At 35.2% G+C, this 24,463-nt stretch carries 21 protein-coding genes and 1 pseudogene; 11 read left to right on the forward strand and 11 right to left on the reverse strand.

Annotated elements, in window-relative coordinates:
• Positions 1–83: 83 nt before the first annotated feature.
• From ACP6PL_RS19395 to ACP6PL_RS19410, 4 genes are all read right to left on the reverse strand, one after another.
• Complete coding sequence (locus tag ACP6PL_RS19395; protein WP_426546916.1) at positions 84–2,636, reverse strand: CHAT domain-containing protein; 2,553 nt, start codon at positions 2,634–2,636, stop codon at positions 84–86.
• A 265-nt stretch (positions 2,637–2,901) separates the two neighbouring features.
• Positions 2,902–4,062 carry a tetratricopeptide repeat protein gene (locus ACP6PL_RS19400; protein WP_426546917.1) on the reverse strand — a complete coding sequence of 387 codons (1,161 nt, stop codon included), beginning with the start codon at positions 4,060–4,062 and terminating at the stop codon, positions 2,902–2,904.
• Positions 4,059–5,732, reverse strand: coding sequence for a protein kinase domain-containing protein (locus tag ACP6PL_RS19405; protein WP_426546918.1), 1,674 nt, complete (start codon positions 5,730–5,732; stop codon positions 4,059–4,061). Before ACP6PL_RS19405 ends, ACP6PL_RS19400 begins: the two co-directional genes overlap by 4 nt.
• A 183-nt stretch (positions 5,733–5,915) precedes the next feature.
• Positions 5,916–7,502 carry a helix-turn-helix transcriptional regulator gene (locus ACP6PL_RS19410; RefSeq protein WP_426546919.1) on the reverse strand — a complete coding sequence of 529 codons (1,587 nt, stop codon included), beginning with the start codon at positions 7,500–7,502 and terminating at the stop codon, positions 5,916–5,918.
• 966 nt (positions 7,503–8,468) lie between these two features.
• Here ACP6PL_RS19410 and ACP6PL_RS19415 point away from each other — a divergent pair.
• The 5 genes from ACP6PL_RS19415 to ACP6PL_RS19435 all read left to right on the forward strand — a co-directional run bounded on the left by ACP6PL_RS19415 (position 8,469) and on the right by ACP6PL_RS19435 (position 15,358).
• Complete coding sequence (locus ACP6PL_RS19415) at positions 8,469–9,746, forward strand: competence/damage-inducible protein A (protein ID WP_426546920.1); 1,278 nt, start codon at positions 8,469–8,471, stop codon at positions 9,744–9,746.
• A gap of 275 nt (positions 9,747–10,021) precedes the next feature.
• Positions 10,022–10,156 (forward strand): hypothetical protein, encoded by a 135-nt coding sequence (locus ACP6PL_RS19420; protein ID WP_426546921.1) that lies wholly within the window; start codon positions 10,022–10,024, stop codon positions 10,154–10,156.
• A 28-nt stretch (positions 10,157–10,184) separates the two neighbouring features.
• Positions 10,185–10,634, forward strand: coding sequence for a type II 3-dehydroquinate dehydratase (gene aroQ, locus ACP6PL_RS19425; RefSeq protein ID WP_293098334.1), 450 nt, complete (start codon positions 10,185–10,187; stop codon positions 10,632–10,634).
• 1,034 nt (positions 10,635–11,668) lie between these two features.
• Positions 11,669–12,808 carry an ADP-ribosylglycohydrolase family protein gene (locus tag ACP6PL_RS19430; protein WP_426546922.1) on the forward strand — a complete coding sequence of 380 codons (1,140 nt, stop codon included), beginning with the start codon at positions 11,669–11,671 and terminating at the stop codon, positions 12,806–12,808.
• A 30-nt stretch (positions 12,809–12,838) separates the two neighbouring features.
• Positions 12,839–15,358: an HD family phosphohydrolase gene (locus tag ACP6PL_RS19435; RefSeq protein ID WP_426546923.1), complete on the forward strand. Its 2,520-nt coding sequence runs from the start codon at positions 12,839–12,841 to the stop codon at positions 15,356–15,358.
• Between the two features lie 180 nt (positions 15,359–15,538).
• Here the strand turns inward: ACP6PL_RS19435 and radC are convergent, their stop codons facing one another.
• Both radC and ACP6PL_RS19445 read right to left on the reverse strand, forming a co-directional pair.
• Positions 15,539–16,270 (reverse strand): RadC family protein, encoded by a 732-nt coding sequence (radC, locus tag ACP6PL_RS19440; RefSeq protein WP_426546924.1) that lies wholly within the window; start codon positions 16,268–16,270, stop codon positions 15,539–15,541.
• Positions 16,271–16,631: 361 nt separating this feature from the next.
• Entirely contained in the window at positions 16,632–17,132 is a 501-nt protein-coding gene (locus ACP6PL_RS19445; RefSeq protein ID WP_426546925.1) for a tellurite resistance TerB family protein, read from the reverse strand.
• 172 nt (positions 17,133–17,304) lie between these two features.
• Between ACP6PL_RS19445 and ACP6PL_RS19450 the strand changes: the two are divergent.
• Positions 17,305–17,616, forward strand: a pseudogene (locus tag ACP6PL_RS19450) (class II aldolase/adducin family protein); the annotation flags it as partial.
• On the opposite strand, the gene ACP6PL_RS19455 reads toward ACP6PL_RS19450, so the two are convergent.
• Positions 17,595–17,732 (reverse strand): hypothetical protein, encoded by a 138-nt coding sequence (locus ACP6PL_RS19455; protein ID WP_426546926.1) that lies wholly within the window; start codon positions 17,730–17,732, stop codon positions 17,595–17,597. The pseudogene ACP6PL_RS19450 and the gene ACP6PL_RS19455 overlap by 22 nt on opposite strands.
• Before the next feature lie 14 nt (positions 17,733–17,746).
• Between ACP6PL_RS19455 and ACP6PL_RS19460 the strand changes: the two genes are divergently transcribed.
• The 5 genes from ACP6PL_RS19460 (at position 17,747) to ACP6PL_RS19480 (ending at position 20,648) form a co-directional block, all read left to right on the forward strand.
• On the forward strand, positions 17,747–18,289 hold the full coding sequence (locus tag ACP6PL_RS19460; RefSeq protein ID WP_426546927.1) for a 1,2-dihydroxy-3-keto-5-methylthiopentene dioxygenase: 543 nt from the start codon (positions 17,747–17,749) through the stop codon (positions 18,287–18,289).
• Positions 18,290–18,847: 558 nt separating this feature from the next.
• Positions 18,848–19,885, forward strand: a complete 1,038-nt coding sequence (locus tag ACP6PL_RS19465) for an NADP(H)-dependent aldo-keto reductase (RefSeq protein WP_426546928.1) — start codon at positions 18,848–18,850, stop codon at positions 19,883–19,885.
• Positions 19,886–20,025: 140 nt separating this feature from the next.
• Complete coding sequence (locus tag ACP6PL_RS19470) at positions 20,026–20,235, forward strand: hypothetical protein (RefSeq protein ID WP_426546929.1); 210 nt, start codon at positions 20,026–20,028, stop codon at positions 20,233–20,235.
• A complete protein-coding gene (locus ACP6PL_RS19475) occupies positions 20,225–20,503 on the forward strand; it encodes a PIN domain-containing protein (RefSeq protein ID WP_426546930.1) in 279 nt (92 codons plus the stop codon). The genes ACP6PL_RS19470 and ACP6PL_RS19475 overlap by 11 nt, the downstream gene beginning before the upstream one ends.
• Positions 20,457–20,648 (forward strand): putative toxin-antitoxin system toxin component, PIN family, encoded by a 192-nt coding sequence (locus ACP6PL_RS19480; protein ID WP_426546931.1) that lies wholly within the window; start codon positions 20,457–20,459, stop codon positions 20,646–20,648. Before ACP6PL_RS19475 ends, ACP6PL_RS19480 begins: the two co-directional genes overlap by 47 nt.
• A 141-nt stretch (positions 20,649–20,789) precedes the next feature.
• Here the strand turns inward: ACP6PL_RS19480 and ACP6PL_RS19485 are convergent, their stop codons facing one another.
• The 4 genes from ACP6PL_RS19485 to uvrB form a co-directional block, all read right to left on the reverse strand.
• Positions 20,790–21,083: a type II toxin-antitoxin system RelE/ParE family toxin gene (locus ACP6PL_RS19485; protein ID WP_426546932.1), complete on the reverse strand. Its 294-nt coding sequence runs from the start codon at positions 21,081–21,083 to the stop codon at positions 20,790–20,792.
• Positions 21,080–21,325, reverse strand: a complete 246-nt coding sequence (locus tag ACP6PL_RS19490) for an addiction module protein (RefSeq protein WP_426546933.1) — start codon at positions 21,323–21,325, stop codon at positions 21,080–21,082. The genes ACP6PL_RS19485 and ACP6PL_RS19490 overlap by 4 nt, the downstream gene beginning before the upstream one ends.
• A gap of 78 nt (positions 21,326–21,403) precedes the next feature.
• Entirely contained in the window at positions 21,404–21,913 is a 510-nt protein-coding gene (locus ACP6PL_RS19495; protein WP_426546934.1) for a hypothetical protein, read from the reverse strand.
• Between the two features lie 154 nt (positions 21,914–22,067).
• The gene (gene uvrB, locus ACP6PL_RS19500) at positions 22,068–24,065 is read right to left on the reverse strand and encodes an excinuclease ABC subunit UvrB (protein WP_426546935.1); all 1,998 of its coding nucleotides are present in this window, start codon (positions 24,063–24,065) and stop codon (positions 22,068–22,070) included.
• Positions 24,066–24,463 lie beyond the last annotated feature (398 nt).

A 24,463-nucleotide genomic window follows, 5' to 3' on the forward strand; every position in this document is an offset into this window, starting at 1 on the left:
CTCCTAACTCCTAGCTAACGCGCATATTTATAAAGATACGCTTAGGGGTTCTATACAAAAGTTAGGAAGAATTAGGCGATCGCTTACCACGGACTACCAATCATTGTAAAACTAGCCCAATAATAAGGATGAGATAAATCCTCTGTCTTTAAACGAAGTGCTAAGGTCTTTGATACCGAACTATCTCCACGAGTGGAGTGTAGCAAACCTGCTTCAATCTCAACCTTCCCACGCAACAAAGCCAACTGCGCCTTTCTCAAAGCTTCTGCTTTAATCGAACTTGACTTTAAGTTACGGTAAAACTCAATCATTAACCTCAAAGTTCCCACATCGCTAACTTGCCACAAACTTGCTAAGGCTGACTTGACTCCAGCTTGATGAGCTAACCCAGCAAATCCCATTTCAGTGTCTAATGTATTTCCCAAACCTGTTTCACAGGCACTCAAAACCAACAACTCTACCTGGGGTTGTTTGTACCACTCTAAATCTCGGAGTTCTTTCAGAGGTAACTTTCGATCCCAAAACTGAATGTACGGAGGATTTTCGGCAGAGAAATTGGCATGAGTAGCTATATGAATAATTTTAAATTTTTGTTGGTTCCGCTTTTTCTGAATATTCTCTAAGGTAAAAGATTGATTGAGTAAAACTTCCCCTGACCATAATTTCTCTGTAATAGTTAAAATTTCAGTTGGAACACTAGGTAGAGTAGGTTTGTCTACAAATTCCGACATTCCCATTGCCAAAACTTCAGCATTTTCAAGCCCCTCATAACTGGCATTGGTTAGACTCAAACTAGGAATTAGACTAAAATTATAATTCTCAATCAAAAAATTTTGTCCGTCATACAAGGCAGCTAAAGGAATTGAACGTAACTCTTCATCTAAATAAAATAAGAGAGTATTGATACCAGCCTCTTTTAAGTCAGCTTCTAGGGGAGCAATTAACCAATTATATAGTTGGCGAGCTGCTGGCCATCCTGTTGTTCTGGGATCGCTCACTTCCATATAAAATTCTTTTGCAATTCGACGCAGTTTGTTCGCTTCTACATCTCGAATACTTTTGACAATTGGTTTACCATCTGGCAAAACCAACATTAGAGTTAGTCCGCTTGTAAAATTATTTAGTTCGACACCTTCAATTTGTTCAGTTAATTGGTTTGGATGAGTAATCACATAAATCGCAGCAGGTTTTTGTTTGGTTTGAGCTTCAATTTGACTAAAACTTTCTCGAATACTAGCTTCGGTTAAAATTTGTGCTGTTGGAAGTTCAGTATTAGTAGATAAAAGAGACTGCACAACTGGATAATTCCCGATTGACTCAGAGTCAGTTTCAGCACCAGATAGTCTTGGTAAGGATAGTTCTGATTCCGCAGATAATCTAATTTCACGATCATTAAAAGGTGCAACTGGAACAGGTCTAATTTCTAGAATATTAGCTGTATCTGATGGAGAAACTTGTCTCAATGAAGAAGGTTCCAACTCAAAGCTAGAACTTTCTAATGACCAACTTTCCCTGCCATCTTTTTTTCGTCCTGAGCGACGACTAGAGTATTTCGTTCCAAATCGTTCTGGAACTTCTAGAGCAATAGACTCAGTTTCTGGAATATCAATCCTATTATTAGACTGATTCTTAGACTTGTCTGAAGAAAGAGATTCTCTAGATAAGGTTTCCTGATAAATATGGGGTAGAAAGGAAACTCTATTATTATTGTTATAAGTTTCTACAGTTTCAGAAGCAATTTTGCCTCGGTGTATATCTCTGTTAAAATTTTCTGAATTGGTAAGTTCAATTGTGCCGTTTTCTGTGATCTGAACATTTGTTGCGTGTTCTTGAGTTCCACCCGTGAGAATTTGTGGCAAAGCTACGATGGGTAAAGCTGGATTTTGCAAAATTGTCTGAGCTGGTACTTCTAAATTCAACAGATTTCCATTTTGCCTAATCTGAACCCAACCATTTTCCGGTGCTATTACTGTATCCACATTACCCTTGGGAGCATCAAGCCTTCCTAAATTGACAACATACTTTCCTGCTAACCCAATGGTTTGTCCGTCTCTTACTCTTAGATTTCCTTGATTAATGATTGTGCCTGATGCTCCTGAGAAAACAAACCCACTAGGAGAGCCTACTAATTGTGAGTAGTTGTTTGGTGCAAAAGTATCAAAGCGAGAGAAAGGAATGCCATTGATATTATTTCCGAAACCAATTCCAGTTGATGTTGTCGCGAAAAATGAAGCAGGTACATCTAAACGAGCATTGGAGCCAAAGATTATTCCCGCAGGATTCATCAAAAATAAATTAGCATTACTTCCTGTAACCCGAATCATCCCATCAATTTGAGAAATATTTCCTCCCCTAACCCTTGTCAAAATATTCTGTGTTTCTGGCGTTGAAATAAAATTAACACTTTGTCCAGTATTCAAGTTAAACTGTTCAAAACTGTGGAATAAATTAGCTCGATCTGCCGAACGACTCCCTCCCCGAATATCAAAAGTTTGTGAATTTGGAGTTTGAGATGTGGGAGTAACAACTGTTCCTGTTCCATCTACAGACGGGATAATTTGGGCAACAGTCATTAATGGGAAAATTAAAATAGTTACTCCAGTCAAAGCAGCTATTTTTGATAATTGATTCATCATCAAATTATGAATAAGTTATACCATTTCACGTTCACGGAAGTCAAAAGTCAAAAGTAAGATTTTAAAGGCTCAAAACTTTAACACTATAGTAATTTCAGGAAATTACAGCACTTCCCACTCTTATGAGATACACGTTTAGCAGGCAATATTCCGACACCACAAGAGTTTTACTATTCCAACTTGTACTTCATTTGTCCCAAATCTGCTGTATTTCACATCTAAAGTTTGAAACTATTTGTGACATCTCTAAAGTGAATTGGTATTACTAATTTAACTTTTCTACCAACGACTTTAACTCTTTTCCACGTTCGGATTCGCCTAACTTTTCATAACGATTATAAGCCAAATTTAACCAGTAAATAGCATCTTCCTTACTGCCTAAAGTCGCATAAACTTCTCCTAAAGCAGCCTCAACTTCCGCCTTTCCTCCAACATCATCAACTCCTATCAATTTTGCTGACTGTAAGTAGTAATCTTTGGCTAACTGAGGTAATTGAATCTGCTGATATATTTCACCTAACATTTGATAAATGGCTGAGGTAGAATTTCCTGACTCTATAAAAGATTTTAAAATGGCGATCGCTTCTACATTCAAACGCTTTTGTTGGTAAAATTCTGCGAGAGTTAATACCCGTCCTTCACCATCTAATTTTTGAGTTAGTTCCTCACTTTTTGCTATAATTTCTTGCTGTTGAGATTGTGACATTACAGCAAATCCTATTCCCAAATCATCTTGTTTAGAAAAAGGCGACTCTTCATCAATAGAAGAAACTTCTGTGTCACTATGAATAATAACTGTATATCTAACACCTGTTTTTAAAGGAATTTTCCCTGAATAAAGCACTTGATTTTCACTAACTTCTGTTTCCCAAATATATTCTGACGGACTTTTAATTATCACACTATAACGAGTTGCATCTGGCACAGGATTCCAAGCTAAAATCAAAGGTTTATCTGGTAATAATAAAGTGTGGCGTGGACTAATAAGATAGGGGATTTTATCAGTAATTGCTACTTGATTAATTCCACGAGTAGCATCAAAAGGGACACATCCATCTGGAGTTTCAATACATTGTGATTTAGCCTGTAAACAGCCATCAATTGTTTGAGATATTGTATTTTTGGGTACGTTCCATGTTTTCCAATTTGCATAACAAATTGCTCTTAAATTTGCTTGAGATGTAAGTTTTATTCTATCTTTTGCATATAGTTCTGTTCCGACAAAAACTGGGTAATATTCTGACCAATTATGACGCTTTAAAAATACTTTTCCATCTGCTTCAATAATTCGCCCAACTGGAGATTGATTAACTTTTGTCGTAGCATTAGCTGGTTTAATTGCAATCTTATTTTTAAAATTTATTACACCATCAACTGAAATCAAAAACATGATACTTAGTAGAGCAAAAAATATTTTAAATTTCATAGTTTTTCTCCTTCCATTTGTAAACGTTGGCGGACTAAATTTTTCCATGTATTAGTTTCAGGATTTTGAGTAGATTTAAGATTAATACAATTTTGCCTAACTTTTGTTAAACTGTCTATATCTGTGGGAACTTTCTCTAATACCTGTGCCAATAAACATTGTGCAGGAACATTTTCAGCATTGAATTTAATTGCTTTTTTTAAATGAGATTGAGCTTGGGAGTAATTTAATTTCTGAAAATAAGCCCAACCAAGATTTTTATGTAAATTTGATTCTATCCCTTGAGTTAAATTATCAGGATATTTTTGCCGTAGTTCAGACATGATTTGCAAGCCAAGAGTCAGATTTTTAATTGCTATTTTACTATTTCCATCTAGCCAAATTTGGAGACGGGATAAATTATTAATTGCTGAAACTTGTACATAATTATTATTTCGGTAAACAGCAGAATTTATTGCCTGTTGATATTCAGTTTTAGCACAACCAAAATCTTGTCTAGTTTCACAAATCAATCCCAACTGTAGATAAGAAGCTGCATTTTTATGGTTAAATTGTAGAGCAAGTTGATAATAAAATTCAGCTCTGCCTAAATTACTATTTTGATACTGTTCAAATCCTATATTTGTCAGATTTTTATCAATGGTTGGAAAAATATAGGTTTGGATTAAAACAGGAATTTTTGGCAAAAGAAAACCTAATCCCATAAATCCCATGAACATCAGAAGGAAAAACTGCAAATAAGCTGTAATTTGTGTTGGCGATCTAGTTTGTTCGGAAATTATTTGTGATAATTCTTTGGATTTTTTCAGAATAAATCGTGTATGTTTAGGTCGCCGTTGTGAAACAGGATTCATTAATTCATCAATAAAATCAGCCAGTAGAGGTGAAATTTGAGGAGCATAATTTCTCCAAATAATTTTGCCAGTTTTTCTCTCAGTTGGAAAATTCATGGGAGACTGGCCTGTAAGTAAATGAACAAAAGTACGACCTAATGCAAAAAAATCAGATTGTAAAACAGCTTCTCCAGTCATTTGTTCTGGTGCAGCATATCCTAAAGAACCGATCTTTGTTGTTCCCCAATCTCCTACTCCAACTGTGCCAAAATCAATAACAGTTAATTGTCCGTTTGGTCTCAAAATTAAATTAGAAGGTTTTAAATCTCGATGAAGTAAGTTTTGACTGTGAAGCTGATCTAAAATTTCTGTAATTTGTTGTAACCAATCTAAAGCTTCATCTTGATAAATTTTCCCATGATTAATTAACCACTCCTCTAAATTTTCTCCTTCAATTTTTTCCATCACTAAACAATGGAGTTGTTTAGAACTTTTATGAGCTGAAACTGTAAAATAACCATCTGGTTCAACCCGAGGAATGCCAGGATGACGCAACCACATTAATACCCTTGCTTCTTGTTTGAATAATCGAACTAAATCAGGATTATTGTTATATTTCAAAACTTTTAAAACTTTCAAACTTCCCCAATCTTCTAAACCAGTTCCCCAATCTTCTACTTCAAAAATTTCTGTAGGATGTGCAGGTTGTGGTTGCCGCAAAGGTCGAACAATCCTATAGCGATTTTCAATCAACAATTCAGTGCCACAAGCTTGACAAAAATCAAGCTCTTCTGGATTTTGACGATTCTGACATTGAGGATTGATACAGTAATTCATAATATAAGGGAATAGGTAGTAGGGAGTAGGGTATAGAAAATATAGCAATCCTATTTCAGTTGTAATATTTTGGTGGTAGTTAAGAGTCAGGAGTCAGGTCTCAAAAATAATACAAGAGGACTTAATATATTTCCTTCTTGCTTCCTTCTTCTTGCTTCTTACTTCTTGCTTCTTCCTCCTTCTTTATTGAATTGCACTAATAATATTTTCCAGATTTTGGGTGATATATTCTCCCTGAAAAAATTGTTCTTGTAAATTTGATAAACTTTCTTCTAAACGTTTAATTGCTAGATTTAAACCTCTAGTATTGGTAAATAATCTCGACTTCAATCGATTCATAACTAAATCTAGAATAGAATAATGTTTTTTACTATTCTCAGAAGTTTTTAGGGGATAAAGTTTCAACAAACGAATACCTTCCAAATCTTGATTTTTAATCAATCCCACTAACTCTTCATCCACTTGACAAACAAATTGTTCAATGGCATATTTCATCACCACAGGTTGAAGACTAAAATAAGTTTCACCCTGTTTCTGACTTTTTTCTATCAATGAACGTCGTCCAAGGGAACCGACTGTTTCTAATAATTCAGATGCGGACAGAGGCAATAAAAATTTTTCTTGCAGTTGAGATAAATTTATAGCTTGTTGCTCAAGAGCCAACCAATACATCAGTTCCTTCTCAGCTACAGATAATCGTTGAAAAGGTTGATCTAGTAAAGAGCGAACATCTCCCATTAAAAGCGTATTTTTAATAAAATCTCCAACTTGACCAGCATATAATTCTTGAACCATTCCTGAGATAATCTTGACAGCTAAAGGATTACAACCATAGCGTTCAATCAGACTTACCCAATCTTGACTCACAACAAATCCTCGTTCTGCCAAAATTTTTTGGGAAATTTCTTCAGAGCCAACTACCTGTAATGAGTGAACTTTTTGCCCTTCTAATTGACCTAAATCTTTCAACTTTTCAGAACTTGCTAAAATCAAACAACTTTGATGAGGTTCTTCAGCAATTCGTTGAATTAATTGTCCGTATTCTGCAAAACCATCACCATAGTAACCTGCTAAATTCTGACAACTTAAAATCATCTCCACATCATCAATAACTAACAAACAACGATGGGTGCGTAAAATCTCCATCAGTTGAGAAATTCCAGTTTCAATCTCCTCAAAGTTGCTCAAAGATTGAGGGGATAAAAATTGGATCAAATCACTCAAAATAGAACAAAGTGGCATTCCTTGACGTAGCGATCGCCAAATCACAAAATCAAATTTACCTGCATTTTGTTTGGCAAATTTAACCGCCAGGGTGGTTTTTCCCATTCCTCCCATCCCTAATAGAGCTACTAACCGACAGCGATCAGTTAAAATCCATTGACTCAACTGAGACAATTCTTCAGTCCGCCCATAGAATGTTTCGACATCTGGAGCAGCATTCCAATCTTGTTGAGAAATTAAGCTAGAAGTTTTAGGCTCGGCAGTCTGAGATGAAAATTCTTCAGATTGGCTTTGCTCTTGATAAAGAGCTACCAATAATTGTTGTAACTTAGCCATTTTTCCCGGCCCTTTACCTGAAATTTGAAACTTACGATAAGTTTCACCCAGTCGTTTACGAACAGTTTCTGGCTTAAGTTTTAGTTGTGTGGCAATTGTGGCGATCGACTCTCCTTCCAGTAAAGCCTTAGATAATACTTCAAGTTCTGTATCTGAGACACCATAGCCACTTGCAACTTGTTTAAGAAAATTTTGAGGAATCAAGGTCATTTCAGTTATCAGTTATCAGTTAGCCTATTACAGAGGAGCTATCCTATGGAATGCTCCGCATTCATGTCAGCAAAACGACCGCTTTTATCCCCTTAAAAGAGGAGACTTGAGACCAAAATTTTTCGGTCATACTTTGCATTCCAAAATAGAAATTCTCTTATATATTGTACACCAATTTTGGGAATAAGTGAGATTTTCTTGGTAATAATAGCTATAAATATACACTTATGTGATTTATGGACAATCCATTAACTATAGCGCTATGGAGAAGTCATTAGTCAAAGGAAATCTCTGACTAAGTTTTAGCTTCTTGGTGCGTGTTATCTTGCTTTGTGGGACAGGGCGGGGTCGAATCCCCATCGATCAATAATATTCGTATCTTACAGAGCTTTGGATGTGGATAATCTTGTCGGAATGTTTTATTGAACTTCTTGCAAGATTTTGGTTATGAGGTGAGGTCATGTATCAGAAAAGCGCTGTAAATGTGTAGTGCTATAAATAGGGTTTGGTGAATAAATTGCTGAATCTTTATCTATAGGAAATTTAAATTCTGTAAAATCAGAAAAAATTGCCAAATGTAGGAAAAATCTAGCTAAAAAAACAATAATTTTTGCTAGTCAGATTAGGGAAAAGTGCATAAAAATAAACAGTCAAAAAAAATATGAGAAGCTTTACTAGTGTTAGTCCAATATCTATATTGTACTGATGGTTTTCGAGCAAAGAATTTGTCTTCTATCAACAACTACAATTAGGAATGTTGTAATAATTATCAGCTACAAATAATCTACAAAAATATAATTATATAAAATGTATGAAAAATTAAATCAGAATTACTAGGTTAGATTAAGCTAGAAAAAGACGTTGCATATTTAGCCATTAAACTCCTTATATTAAGGATATAATTAAGTTCCGAGCTAATTTAAAATTTGATATATTAAGTTACACAATTTACCACGCTCTACTTAAATGATTGCAGAAATTATATGTGTTGGAACAGAACTACTATTAGGGGATATCCTAAATAGTAATGCTCAATTTTTAGCCCAAGAACTTGCAAGATTAGGAATAGCCCATTACTATCAAAATGTAGTAGGGGATAATCCAGACAGAATAAAACAGGTATTAGCGATCGCCTCCCAACGCTCCCAAATATTAATTTTCACAGGAGGTTTAGGCCCGACCCCAGATGATTTGACGGTGGCCACTATCGCAGACTTTTTTAATACCCCACTGATAGAAAGACCCGAAATAATAGAAGATATTACCAAAAAATTTGCCCATCGGGGTCGCCCCATGGCTGTCAGTAACCGAAAACAAGCTTTAATTCCCCAAGGTGCAAATATTTTACCTAATCCTATAGGTAGCGCTCCTGGAATTATTTGGCAGCCAGTAGCAAATGTAACAATCATGACTTTTCCTGGAGTTCCCACTGAAATGAAAATGATGTGGCAAGAAACTGCTGTACCTTATTTCCACAATCAGGGTTGGTGTGGAGAAACTATCTATAGTCACACGTTGAAATTTTGGGGTATTTCGGAGTCAACTTTGGCAGAAAAAGTGGCCCCATTACTAGAAATGAAAAATCCTACAGTTGCTCCATACGCTAATTTTGGAGAAGTAAAATTACGAATTTCTGCCCGTGCTGAGTCCCAAGAATCAGCAGATAAATTAATTGTTCCTGTAGAACAACAAATACGAGATATTGCCGGAATTGATTGTTATGGCATTAATGATGAGTCTCTTGCTGCAGTGGTAGGAAAATTATTGTTGGATCAGGGCGAAACTTTAGCTGTAGCAGAATCTTGTACAGGTGGCAGCTTGGGTAGTATGTTGACTTCTACTCCAGGCAGTTCACAATATTTTCATGGTGGAGTTATCGCTTATGAAAATCAAGTAAAAATTACTTTGCTAGATGTTAATCAGGAAGATTTAATGGTTGAAGGTGCTGTGAGTCATGCAGTAGCAAAGCAAATGGCAAGTGGAGTAGTCAAGAAGCTAGGAACTAACTGGGGAATTAGTATTACTGGTATTGCTGGACCTGGAGGAGGAACTGATACTAAACCTGTGGGTTTAGTTTATATTGGCATAGCCAGATGTAAAGATGAAGTAGAAAGTTTTGAATACCGCTTCAGTCCTTTGCGCAATCGTGATTGGATTAGAAGAGTAAGTGCTTGTACAGCTCTTGACCTGTTGAGAAGAAAGTTATATTGGTCTAATGAAAGACAACAATATGAGAAAACTTGATTATAATTAATATTAAGGTCTAGACTTTAGTCCATACTTTCATAAAATAAATTAGCTTATCATTGCTAAATGGCCATTTAAACCAACAGCAAAGAAAGTGTTAATATAAAAGTAAAGATAAACAAAAAAAAGCCATTATTACTATTTATTCTGGCTAAATTGTTAGAATCTTCCAATAAATTTGTATGAAAAGGGAAGCGGCAGATCCCGCCCCGCTTACCCCTCACTATAAAAAAATACCTATGGTGAGAGTACCCAGCGGGAATGCGATATTAATGGATTACATTGACAAGGTACTAGAAAAATTAAAGGAATGGACTCGCAAGCTAGTTGAGGCTTTATTAGGTCCACAGGCAGAACCAGAACCAGAACCTATTCCCATTCCAGTAAACGACCGCTCCCGTCGTTGATAACTTTATCATTCAACTTTTAAATTATTTGTTTAGCATTTTAGTTTTACATGGGCCGAATTTGAATCTCCTGGGTCTGCGGGAACCAGGAATATATGGCTCTGAAACTTTGGATAATATAAATCGACTGTTACAGCAAGAAGCGGAAACTCTTGGAGTAAAAATCTCTGTATTACAGTCTAACCATGAAGGTGTCTTGGTGGATGCAATTCACTCAGCTAGTAGTGAGCAACACCAAGGCATAGTTATTAATGCGGGAGCATATACCCATACCAGTGTGGCCATTAGAGATGCTATTTCAGGGGTAAATATTCCCACAGTAGAAGTTCATCTAAGTAATATTTATCGTCGAGAAGAATTTCGACATCATTCTTTTATTGCACCAGTAGCTATTGGTCAAATTAGTGGTTTTGGTTCAGAAAGCTATATATTGGGGCTAAAAGCAATAGTTAATTATCTTCAAAAAAGTGGTAGTTAAATAATTACCCAATTTATAATATATAGCTCAAAATTTTCTGGTACAAATTATCTAAAATTATGCAATAACTTGAATGCCTAATCAAGCATTTGTGTCCTCAATACTCAAAGATGAACATTATGGAAAATTATTGTTTCCTATGTACATTTACTTAGGCAAGAAAAGCTATAGTGTTTTTCATATTGATGAATTAGAGTAAGCAGACCTAAGTATGAGCTTAATCTAAGGAAACAAAAAAGTAGATAGTAGCTTTATAACTTTACTATATCATAAGCAATATTTGACATAGTCTCCGGTTTAAAAGCACGGAGATTATCCTGCAACCAGAAATTATGGTTGACTAAGTACAGTTAAATTAAATATCTGCCAATATCTAATTCGTGAGATTATCCTCACTCTATAGCTTTGCTTGTATCTCAAACACTGCATTGGCTCTTGCCTTCTGTATCTGATCTAAGGCCAACAGAGGAACTGCGCTTTTCATTTCGTGTAGCGAAACTTTCACAGGAGTCTGTGGACTTATGCCTTAAGGTACAGTTCAAATCCTATGCTTTCTCTTAATGTAGATGTGCTGAAAAGCTATTCTATGAACAATTATTGCTGTCTAAAACTACACAACTCCAATTTGGAAAATACTAAGGCTATTTAAGCCATAGCTAGGTTATCATAGCCTTTATTACTTATTCCACTAAGACACAAAATCCCCGTAAAAGAGGAAGCCTTTAAAAGCAATTTATTGGGGAAAACTATTATTTTTAATAATATATTTTGTAACAACAGTTTATAAATAAATTAATATGTAGTTAAATTTTCCTAGTAAGAATTAAATTATTCTGGATTTATAATTTTTTCTTGTCGTGGTAGATTTTAATTATTTTGGCAATCTTTAGAGTTTTTATTTTAGCTTCGATCAATCATTACTGTATAGGACTAACTATTTTTTTTACTGAAGTAGTAATATCAATATATTTGTAGATAGTATCAGAAAATTAAATAATAAAGACTAGATAAAGTATAGAATAAATGAAAAAATAATGCAGTATTCTCTCTTAAGTAGATTTGAAGGTGCTTTACTAGGATTGGCTTTAGGAAATTATGTAGGTTCTCACTTTGAACATCAGGTAGAAACAAATCGGCAAAATTATAAATTATTTATCAATCAGCATAAATTTTACCTATCAAAGCTAGAGGAAAACTACTTACAAAAATGGGGAGAAATTACAGTTAATTGTGCAAACAGCTTAATTAAGAAACAAGAGTTTGATGAAGATGATTGGCAGAAAGTTTATAGAGAATGGCAAAATAAGTGGAAGAATAAAAAAGATGATATTTGCGAGCTAAACAAAATAAAAGACTCTTCAATAGAATTAGAAAAATTAGTAGGGATAGTTAAAAATAAGCAACCTAATTTTAACTACATAAATGATGATTTTGGGAATCCGACAGCCAGTAATGCCATTATTACTAGTTTACCAGTTTCCTTGATATACCATGAAGATGAATTTAAACTGCAACAAAAATTGCAGCAATGGGGAAAAGTTTGGGAAAATTACTTAGAAGTAAACCTCGGCAACTTAGCTGTGGGATATATAATAGCCCAAACTTTGACAGATAGATTAGATCCTTTGACTATCATACCCAAAATTATCGACTATATTGGAGAAAAAGAACCATTAGTAGGGCAACTTAGACAAGTAGAAAAATTGATTAACCAGGGAGCAAATTTAGATGCAGCAATAAATCATTTGTCAAAAAATGTTAAATCTCTTGAGAAACAGCAAAGATTTTCTGAAGGTCAACAAAGATCCCTATCTTCTGCTTTTTTCATACCTATTTCTTTGGCCTTATACTGCTTTCTAAGTACCCCAGAAAATTTTGGTTTAGCAGTATTACGTTCTGCAAGAACAGGATGGGCAACTCAGACCTGTACTATAGTAGGTATTTTATCAGGAGCTTATAACAGTAGTGTTGGAGTTCCTGTAGAATGGCGACAAAAAATGGGGGTTGAACTTTTGGGAATGAAGGATCAGATGGAGATTATGAAGTTGGCAAAAAGTCTTTGGGCAGTTTGGTGTGGAGTTTATGACCCAAACAATATTACACAAAGTATAGTACCAGCAGTTGCTGCCAGTAATGTGATTCGTCCTCGCCCTCACCCAGCTAGTGGCTCTTGAAAACTCTATGATGTTTAGACATCAAGAAATATGTATCTGACACGTTTAATTGGGAAATTATTGAAACCCCAGAAAAAACAACAAACCTCCAGTTGGTCAACTCTGGCAACCTCGCCAATGTTGGTGGTACTAGTAATAGCATCTCTAACAGCTACTATGGGTCAACGTTATTATCACCAGCCAGAATTAAAAGAGGGAACTGTCGCCCCTAAAACTATCCAGGCTCCAGATAATGCTACAGTTTCTGATGATAGACTGACTGATGAGAAGCGTAAGTCAGCTAGACTTGGGGATATCACTGTGTTTATGATTAATGAATCAGTGAATCAAAGAGTGGACAAAGAATTAACAGAAATACTGATACTCGGTAATCAAGCTAGAGAAATAGTTGCTAATTTTCCTTTTATAAACACAGGCATATTATCAACAACTACTCAGGGACACCTACGTCAAGTTTCTGAACAAAAGTGGCAGGCTATTCAAAAAATAATTGAGGAGCAGTTGCAAGAAAAACCTCCTGGGCCTGAATCAGAAACAAATACTTCTTCTAAATTAACTCAAGATTCAGAAAAAGTTACAGCTAAAAACAATAATTTGACAATTCCAACTTTAAGAGGGGAGGGGTTGTCTGGTAGAACATCAATACCAAAAGACAATCAAAAAAATAGTCCCATAGTTATTAGTAGTAGAGATCAAAAAGCAATTTCAGAACTATTAGATTATCGCAAGAAGAGTTTATATGCTAATTACTCTAGAGTTTTAGATGATGTATCCCAAGCTCGAAGTTTGTACGAAAACGCAACGAAAATTGTGACTCAAGAGAAAAAAAATGAAGGTTATGAAGTATATGATCGTACTTTACTAGAGTTGTCTGATGCTGCTTGGGAAAAAACTAAAATAGGTATTGAAACCGTAAAAGAGCGGATGTTGGCTCAAGGAATATCGCCAAATTTCCCCAAACAAGAATGGGTTAAGTCACTAAGAGTGCAAGTTATAGGTGTACTCCCACTAGAAACTGAAGATTTAGCAATCAAAATTTTGCAGAATGTTTTGAAGGCTAATTTAGCAAAAGATCCAGAAGGAACTAAGAAATTAGTGGAACAGGCAGCACAAAATGTGCCACGAGTGGAGTATAAAGTCCGAAAGGATGAAATTATTGTCAAAGCTGGAGAAACAATTGACCGTAAGGCATTTATGCTATTAGATGAATTTAAGCTTAGTGGCCGTAGAGTGAATTGGCGAAGCTTGGTGGTATTTGTTTGTATTGTGGGTGGAGCTGTAGGTATAGTAGTTATAGTAGAAAGGCAATTTAAACCCTGTTTTAGGCGTAGAGATAATATACTTTTATTGTTGTTGAGTTTGAGTGCGCCATTACTAGTGGCGTTGAGAGTGCCTTGGAGTAGTAGTTTACCAGCAATTGGTTTGTTGGTGGGAAACTTCTACGGTTCAACTATGGGAGTAACAGTGGTAGGATTGATATCTGTGATACTGCCTATAGGTATGGATGTTGATAAAATAGATTGGTTTGCTAGTGCTGCTGGTGGTATTGTTGGTAGTTTGGTAGCAGAAAAAATGCGATCGCGTGAGGAACAGGCGCTTTTAGGTGTAGGGGTTGGGCTGACTCAAGGTACGGTGTATTTGTTGACAAATTTGATTGTTCGCGCTACTCCTGGATTATTATGGTATGCGATCGTAGGCCCGGTAGGTTTGCAAGCACTAACAGGTCTGGTTTGGAGTATTGTTGCTTTGGGTTTGAGTCCATATTTAGAGCATTTATTTGATTTGATTACTCCGATTCGTCTGTCTGAGTTGGCTAATCCTAATCGCCCTCTGTTGAAACGTTTGGCATCGGAAGCACCTGGTACTTTTCAGCATACTCTGTTTGTAGCAAGTTTGGCGGAAGCAGCAGCACGAGAAATTGGTTGCAATGTAGAATTGGTCAGAACTGGTACTTTGTATCATGATATTGGTAAAATGCACGATCCATTAGGTTTTATTGAAAATCAAATGGGTGGACCGAATAAACATGATGAAATTAATGATCCGTGGGTGAGTGTAGAAATTATCAGAAAGCACGTTACTGAAGGATTAGTTATGGCTCGCAGACATAGATTACCAAAGGCTATTAGGGCGTTTATTCCAGAACATCAGGGTACAATGTTAATTGCTTTTTTCTATTATCAAGCCAAGCAAAGAGCTGAAAAGGAAGCAAAGACGATTAAGGAAGAACTTTTTCGCTATGCAGGGCCAACTCCCCAGTCACGGGAAACAGCTATTGTGATGTTGGCTGATTCTTGTGAAGCTGCCTTGCGATCGCTTAAAGATGCGACTCATAAGGATGCACTACAAATGGTGAAGAAAATTTTGCGGGCACGTTGGCAGGATAATCAATTAGTTGATTCTGGTTTAACGAGGGGAGAGATGTCGAGTATTGCAGAAATTTTTGTACAGGTATGGGAGCAGTATAATCACAAACGTATTGCTTATCCTAAAGCAGCAATGAATCCAAATCAGGTAAAAACTACCAAATCAGTTGTTAATTCTAACTAGATTGTGAGATGATAGTTTTCATTAATTGATAATGGATAATTACCTCTGGTTAAAACCAAGAGGATTGCATAAAGGAAAATATTGTTTCTCTTTCTCCTTAAAAGGAGAAGAGGCTTTTAACCTCTAACCTCTTGTAAAGGGGGATCGGTTTCATCCTATACTTTGAAAACATTCTCTAAATTAATCTCCTTGAGGATATTCTTCCCATAAATTAGTTGTTTGGCGCAGACTGGAATGTTCTCCATTACCCATAATGATGTGATCGAGTAGAGGAATAGCTAAAATTTGCGCTCCTGCTAAGAGTTGCTTAGTTAAATTGATATCTTCAGGACTAGGTTCGACATTTCCAGAAGGATGATTATGAGAAATAATTACTCTGCTTGCACCTTGACGAATCACTTCTCGAAAGATTTCGCGGGGATGAGCTAATGTTTCTGTCGCTGTACCAATAGTAATTACCTGAGTTCCCAGTAAGCGGTTATTAACATCCAAAAGTAACACAGCAAATTTTTCTTGGGTTTGCCACATTAAATCTTGACTCAAAGCATCCGCAGCAGCTTGGGGACTGTCAACAACTGCTAATTCTGGAGGGCGAGATTGAAAAACTCTTTTGCCTAATTCAATGGCAGCAAGAATAGTTGTTGCTTTAGCTGTACCAATACCATGAATTTGAGTTAATTCTTGAACTGTAATATTGCGGAGAACTGAAAGGGGGTCACGCTGATATTGACTTAATTGATTTAATATGTATTGTCCAAGACCAACAGCAGAAAGTTTTCCTTTTCCTTGACCTGTACCTAGTAGAATAGCAATTAATTCTGCAGTAGAAAGACTTTTAGGACCAGAGGCAATTAACCTTTCCCGTGGTCGTTCATTACTAGGTAAGTCTGCAATTCTGAGACTGTACGTCATTTCAGTTATCAGTTATCAGTTATCAGTACATCTGGCTAAAGTCAGATCTTTGAAATACTGAAGTTAATTTTTTTCATTCCTTAAAAGGGAAGGTTGAAGACCTTATTTTGTAGCGGATTTTGGGGTAAGGGGGGCAGAAAAATCACTCTTGCTACTATGAAGACCAACTTATCTATAACTCCCGTTTCTTCTGACTCTTAACTATTCCCTATTCCCTATTCCCTATTCCCTACAAAGAGCAAAAAGACTTTTGAGGGCAAACCCTAATTAAATAATTACCAAAAAATGAGGTCCAAAGCTTCCCCTTTTAAGAGGTTACACTGGAGTTATGTAATTTCTTGAAATTAGTCCAAGGAAGTATTTAGTTATCCTGCCAAAATATCTTGTTATCATAGACCAGAGAATTTCGTTTATCTCTCAGTTTCTGCTCTTCAATAATTACTTCCTCAATTTCCTTGACCACCTGCTCCGAAATGCCCATCAAAACTGCCATTTTACGAACGGCATTTTTTTCCGCTTCCGGATATTCTCCATCTGCACTACAGGCTTTTATTGCCCAATAAATCGTGCCTTTTTTCCCGCTTTCTACTATTCCGCTACGTGATAGAACATCAGCAATATCTTCATCACCACTATAGGATTCCACTTCTTCAATTACTGAAGTAGGCATTTCCCGAGAAGCGGCAAAGCCAAGTACCCATTCCCGCTCTTTTGGGCTAATTACACCATCTCCCTTAGTACAAAGCAAAATCGCCTTTAAAAAATCTACTGCATCTACCAGCTCTATATAGGTGTCATAAGACCATCCCCATTGTTCTTTGTTAGCCCAACGCGAAGCTCTTAACGTATTTTCATTATCCATCTTGCTTTTCTCTCCTTGAAAAATATTCTAGATAAATTTAGCACATCTAACGGGACTTACACAACTTTTAAGCCCAAATAGGGCAAACTCTTTTTCTGTTGTCTCCTCTGTAGAACCCATTTGGTATCATAACCATAATGGCATGGCTCTAAAATAGCTAAGGAAAATCTTAATGCTACATTCACCAAATTTACAGGAAGCCCTACTGTGGGTGATTGAAGATATTCATAGCAAGGGTTGGTCTACCGGCACGGCAGGGAACTTCAGTGCAGTCCTCCAGAGAGAACCTCTGACTTTGCTGATGAGTTCTAGTGGGATAGACAAGGGCTTGGTGCGAGCGCAGGACTTAGTTGAAATCAACGAAACTGGAGCAGTTGTCAAAGGGACGGGAAAAGCTTCAGCAGAGACTTTACTCCACCTCACAATTGTCTGGGAAACAGGAACAGGAGCCGTTCTACATACTCATTCAGTTTTTAATACTATCTTGTCACAACACTTTTTGTCCGATCTCCCATCTGACTTAGGGCGCAGAATTCGTCCTAAGCGTTGGGCTTCCTCCTGTCGAGAACCATACTTGCCAGAAACCTGAATCAATACCAATTAATAGGTAAAATATGGCAATACTCAAACTAGAAAACGGTGAAATTTACACTGAAATCAACGATATTTCTCGTGAACTTGAACCCTTAAATGTGCAACTGAATCATTGGCCTGTAGGAGACAATCCAGAAGTTCATAATCTACTAGCAAAAGATAAACTCAGCGATGATGAAAAAGAACAATTATTGCAAAGTTTGGATAACTATTTTGAGGAACTAAAAGAAACTGCTGGTTATCAGTCACGAGACTTAGTGGCAATACATCCAGAAATTCCTAATCTTGATGCAATGTTATCAAAGTTTGATAAATGTCATACCCATGCAGATGATGAAGTGCGTTATATTGTAGCAGGAGAAGGTATTTTTGGCTTTGTACGTCCTGATAATAGTCAAGTAGAATTAACTGTACAACCACAAGAATATATTAATGTACCTGCCAATACAGAACATTGGTTTTATTTGACAGCAAAAAAGCAAGTTAAAGCTGTGCGATATTTCGTTTCAACAGAAGGTTGGGTTCCTCATTATACTAGTACAGAAATTCGTTTTAACAAATAGAGCATTAATTGAGATAACTATAAACTACTAAAAAAGATAGTAGACAAACAAACTCATAAATTCACAGATAAGCTATTGTAGAGGTTTGGAAACCCAACCCTTATTAAAAATTTGAGCTAATATCATATCCGGTTAAATAGTTATAATTAAAGTTTGTAGTAGGGCTTCAGCCCTAAGTATAGATCGGGCTGAAGCCCTACTACAAACAAAAACTTTTTTACCACTGATTATCCGGAGATGATATAACTAATAAACTATTAAAAGAGATAGTATAACTAACCCATAAATTCACAAGCAAGATATTTTTTTTCAATCATTTAGGATTACTATAGGCAATAATAAATTAACTTTTAATCATAAATATAGGGAGGCTTTTACTTGAGTAAATTTAATAAAAAAAGTAGTAAAATTGTTGATTTGATTGCTCAATAAGACCTACTAAGTATATCTAAATAAATCTCATATTTTTTGTTTCCCATCTCAAAAAAAACTTTAAAAATTTTCATTATTCCTATTAATGCTAAGATCAAATTAGAGAATTTACTAAAAAACAAACCAATGAAATACAACAAACTGGGCGATAGTAACCTTAATGTATCAGAAATTTGTTTAGGCACCATGACTTATGGGCAGCAAAACACTATTGAAGAAGCTCATCAACAACTTAATTATGCTGTTGCTGAAGGTATTAATTTTATTGATGCAGCAGAAATGTATCCAGTTCCAACTAAGGCTGAAACTCAAGGAAAAACTGAAGAATATATTGGTGAATGGTTAGTTAAAAAACAGCGAGATAAATTAATTATTGCGACAAAAATTGCCGGACCAAATCCTAAAATGACTTGGATTCGTGGTGGAAATAATCAAGTTAACCTCCCTAATATTCAGCAAGCAATAGAAGATAGTTTGCGCCGTCTTCAAACTGACTATATTGACCTCTATCAAATACATTGGCCTGACCGTTATGTGCCTCTATTTGGCGCCCCAGATTATGACCCAAATAATGAGCGAGATACGACACCTATTGCGGAACAATTAGAAGTATTTGCTGAATTGATTAAAGCTGGAAAAATTCGTTATTTAGGGGTAAGTAATGAGACAGCTTGGGGAGTATGTAAATTTTCTCATCTGGCAGAAAAATTAGGCTTACCAAAAATAGTTTCGATTCAAAATGCTTTTAGTTTAGTCAACCGTATTTTTCATATCAATATAGCGGAAGCTTGTCGGTTTAATAATGTGGGATTATTAGCTTATAGTCCTCTAGCTTTTGGTCTTTTAACGGGTAAATATTTGCATGGAGTTCCTGAAAATTCTCGTGTAGCTTTGTTTCCTGGATTTGAACAACGTTATCGTAAAACAAATTTGACTGAAGCAATAACAGCTTATGTAGAAATTGCCCATAAAAATAATATGACTCCGGCACAATTAGCATTAGCTTATGTGCGTTCCCGATGGTTCGTAGCTAGTACAATTATTGGGGCAACAACTATGGAACAATTGAAGGAAAATATTAGTAGTGTGGAAATAAGTTTGACTGAAGAAATTATTGCTGAAATTGATGAGATTCATGCTAAATATCCGAATCCTACACCTTAGAATCAAAGAATCAAGGGTAAAGTTAAAATTCTTAAGCTTAGGTTTTAGCTAGCAAATATAGGGATAGAATATCTATTCCTATATTGAAGCATTATCATTATATTTTATTGAAAAAATACCACTTTATAAATATTGGCAAAATGACTAAGAAAATCATGAAAAATATCAAAATTAAAGATATTCCTAGTTTGATTATTCAACTTAATTTATCCCCAGAAAAAACAGTAAATCTAACTATAGAATCAGCAGATGATGATTTGCTATCTATTATGGATAGAATTGGTAAAACAGCCCAAGAAAAAGGTATAAATGAAGAACAATTAGCAGAACTTATTGAATATGAATCGTAAAAGAATTATCATTGATACTAATGTTTTTATTAGTGCCGTACTTAACCCTAAAGGTAGTCTGAGAATGGCGCTTAATTTAGCTATAGAGAAATTTGATATGTTGCAGAATGAGGAAACATATTTAGAATTAAGTACACGGCTCGGTAAATCTAAATTTGATCGATATATTTCTTCTTCTGAGAGATTAATTTTTTTGGACGCTATTAAAATACAGATTATATTTGAGTATATTTATAGATGTCAAACATCGAACAACTATTTGTGTTGATGCTGATGATAATAAATTTTTGGAATTAGCATTTTCTGGCAATGCAAGTTATTTAATAACAGGAGATAAAGACTTGCTAGTTTTGGAAAATTATCATCAGACAGAAATTCTTAATCCAGCAGATTTTATAAGTAAAAAATTTTAGTTGAATTTAACTTGAAAATCGATCGCAACATTCATGTAACAAAGCCTTAAATTTTAGTAAAATAGTCATAATATTTAGATAATTGAGCAAACCTACAAATCATTTTTGTTAGCTTCAATAAAGCTAAAAAAGCAATCGCTTTTAATTCACCCTACTTTTCCAATATCCAGGTTCTCGACTACAGTGCATAACTGCTAGAATCAGAATATAATCATCTTCAATAGTATACAAAACACCATAAGGAAATTTCTTGGTCAAGCATCGACGAATATTTTCATCAACGATAGGCCAACGAGTAGGATACTTAATTATTTTGAAAATCGCATCTTCCACCGCTTGAATGAATGCCTCTGCAAGTACAACTCGACGCTCTGCATAAAATTCAACTGCTGCAGCATATTCACTCAAAGCAGCAGGATGAAACACATATTTCATTGCTCTAAAATTTTCCTGACTTCAGCTAATGCTTCTTCTCCTGATATGGGCAAAACATTACCATTATAAATTTCATCTCGACGTTTTTTAGCTTCACTCATCCAAGCTTTTTGAGTCTCTTCATCTATATCAAACTCTAGACTCTCTACCAATTTTTCTGCTAAAAAAGCTCTCTGTGTATTTGATAAAGATAAAGCTTCTCTCATTAGTTCATCAATAGACAGCATGATTATTACTTTCAAGATTATAAATACTTAAATTTTAGCATAAATTATAGCATTACTCATCCAACTTGTTCGTAAAATAATAATAAAAGTATCTTATTCCTGAATAATATCTGATACTTCTTTTTGATAATCGTTATAGTGTTTCACTTTTGCATAAATATTAAGTGCATTTGTAGTCCAATTTATAATAGTGAGTGAACTCAACATTACTAATGTTTTTGATAGAGAATTTGCTATTATCCCCAATTCTAATATACTAGAGAAAAAAGCAGAATCAAACCAAGTAACAAAGAAGATTATTAAAAAACCTAAAGCTATAGTCTTTAATATATTAATTAAAAGATACTCAACCAACATAATTCTATTTTCATAATATTGTTTTACTTGTTGATACTCTTGCTTGATTTTTCTAATTGTCTTTTGTTTTAATTTAGAACTGTAAGATGAGATAAATTTTGAGATAAATTTTTCAATTGTGCGAGATGAGAGAAATTTCTCAATTTTGGGAGTTAACAAATTGGCAAATATGGCAAATGGAACAGAAAGAAATAATCCTAGGAAAAATTTATAGTCACTTAAAATATCATTCAAAAGTTTTAACATGAAAATTCTCCATTAAAAACTGAACATTATACAACAACTAAGACAATAATTTTTTTTAAGAAAAGACTTAAATATCTGACTAACCTGATAACTACCATATTACTAATCTTCTTTCCTTAATTAAGAATTTTCCTAGTACAGAAATCTATTTCACCTAATTACCTACTAATTTATCCCGCAAATACTTAATCCGATCGCGCAATTTAGCTGCCTCTTCAAATTCTAAATTTTTCGCTGCTTCTTTCATCTGATTTTCTAACTTTTTAATCCACTCTGGAAGCTCCTCCAAAGACAACTCATCTACCTGTTCATAAACCTCTTCCAACTGTTTAGAATTTAAACGACGTGACACATCTAAAAACGCCAAAATAGAATTACTTTGTTTTTTAACAATAGGCTTCGGTGTAATATTATTCATCTTATTATATCCCAACTGAATTCCTCGCCTTCTTTCAGTTTCATCTATCGCTTTAATCATACTATCCGTCAAATTATCTGCATATAAAATAGCCTGACCCCGGACATGACGCGCCGCCCTCCCAATAGTCTGAATTAAAGAACGTTCTGCCCGCAAAAATCCCTCTTTATCCGCATCTAAAATAGCTACTAAAGAAACCTCTGGCAAATCCAAACCTTCCCGTAATAAATTCACCCCAATTAATACATCAAACTCTCCCTCTCGCAACGCCTGCAAAATCTCAATCCTCTGAATAGAATTAATATCAGAATGCAAATAACGAACCTTCACATTTTGCTCCTGCAAATATTCAGTTAAATCTTCAGCCATCCGCTTAGTTAAAGTAGTAATTAAAACCCTCTCTTCCAGCTTAACTCTTTCCCTAATTTCCCCTAATAGATCGTCAACCTGACCTTCAGTCGGACGTACAAAAATTTCCGGGTCAACAACACCAGTCGGACGAATAATTTGCTCAACAATTCTATCCTCAGACTTTTCGATTTCCCAATCTCCAGGAGTAGCAGAAACCAAAATACATTGATTAACCTTTTGCCAAAATTCATCAGATTTTAAAGGTCGATTATCTGCAGCACTAGGCAAACGAAACCCATGCTCAATTAAAACTCTTTTCCTAGCTTGGTCGCCATTATACATTCCACGAATTTGTGGAACAGTCACATGAGATTCATCAATAATTAATAACCAATCTTTCGGAAAATAATCAATCAAACATTCCGGCGCTTCCCCCGCTTTTCTACCTGCTAAATGCCGAGAATAATTTTCCACTCCATTACAATATCCCACCTCCCGCAACATTTCTATATCATATCTACAACGCTGTTCCAAACGTTGAGCTTCTAACAATTTTCCTGCTTTTTCTAATTCCTCTAATTGCTCATTTAATTCTGCTTCAATATCATTACAAGCCTCTTCTAATCTTTCTTCAGGAGTAACAAAGTGACGCGCCGGATACACATTCAAAGACTCCAAACTTTGAAGAATTTTTCCAGTTACAGGGTCAACATAACGAATAGCATCTATTTCATCCCCAAAAAATTCTACCCGAATAATTCTATCCTCATAAGCAGGTCCGATTTCCAAAACATCGCCCTTAACTCTAAACTTTCCTCGACCTAAATCTAAATCATTTCTAGTATATTGAACTGTCGCTAAATCTCTCAGAATTTGTCGTTGATTAATTTCTTCTCCCACTTGCAAAGAAATAGCAGCTTTTAAATATTCAGCAGGCATTCCCAAACCATAAATACAACTAATAGAAGCCACAACAATTACATCCCGGCGTTCAAAAAGTGACCGAGTTGCCGAGTGACGCAACATATCAATTTCATCATTAACAGAAGCAGTTTTTTCTATATATGTATCCGTCACCGGAATATAAGCTTCCGGTTGATAATAGTCGTAATAACTAATAAAATATTCCACAGAATTATCAGGAAAAAAATCCCTTAACTCATTACATAATTGAGCAGCCAATGTTTTATTATGAGCCAAAACTAACGTCGGTCTGCCAACATTTTTAATTACAGAAGCGATAGAAAAAGTCTTACCAGTACCAGTAGCTCCTAGTAATGTTTGAAAATTATGTCCAGTTTGAATATTAGTAGTTAATTGAGCGATCGCTTGAGGTTGGTCGCCCGTAGGTTTAAAGGGAGCTTGTAAATAGAATTTTCCCATAATAATCTCATAATCAATTGTATCATTGTTAATGGTATACTTTAATTCATCGAATCAGGATTAAAAGAGGGAAAAAGGTAAATTTAAAATAAGCATACAGCTATGAGTTATTAACTCATTATCTGGGAAGGAGGAATTGTTCTCCAAAGAGAATTAAAAGTTATATAGAATAGAGTGTATTTATGTCGCCCAGCAAGAACAATGAAACAAATTAAAACAAAATATAGCAGATTTCAAGTATATGAAGTATGAAGTACAAATATTAAAGAAGACTTCGCCCAATCCGGCGGGGTTTAAATAAAACCTTTGTAGTCCCGGCATTTTATCCGCCACATTTGTACCTCATGGAGATGAAATCCCCTGTACCAAAAAGTAGCAAATAAATCTATAATACCTAT

Source organism: Dapis purpurea BLCC-M126 (genome assembly GCF_050015975.1).
Taxonomy (GTDB): Bacteria; Cyanobacteriota; Cyanobacteriia; order Cyanobacteriales; family Microcoleaceae; genus Trichodesmium.